The sequence below is a fragment of the Paenibacillus sp. TSM33 genome (genome assembly GCF_056099025.1).
Genome location: NZ_JBLZXB010000060.1, coordinates 1 through 284, shown reverse-complemented (window position 1 = coordinate 284; position 284 = coordinate 1). Strand labels below are relative to the sequence as shown.

At 55.6% G+C, this 284-nt stretch carries 1 rRNA gene; it reads right to left on the bottom strand.

Annotation, left to right across the window (positions count from 1 at the left end):
• A 23S ribosomal RNA gene (locus ACN6NF_RS25885) occupies positions 1-284 on the bottom strand; the annotation flags it as partial.

The following is a 284-nucleotide window of genomic DNA, read 5'->3' as shown; positions in this document are numbered from 1 at the left end:
CCTTCTGCCTGTGCACACTGCGACTGATTACCAACCCTTCTGAGGGAACCTTGGGGCGCCTCCGTTACTCTTTAGGAGGCGACCGCCCCAGTCAAACTGCCCACCTGACACTGTCCTCGCACCGGATTACGGTACCAAGTTAGAACCTAGATACGACCAGGGTGGTATCCCAAGGATGCCTCCCCTCAAGCTGGCGCTCAAGGCTCAACGGCTCCCACCTATCCTGTACAGATCGTACCCAAATTCAATATCAAGCTGCAGTAAAGCTCCATGGGGTCTTTCCG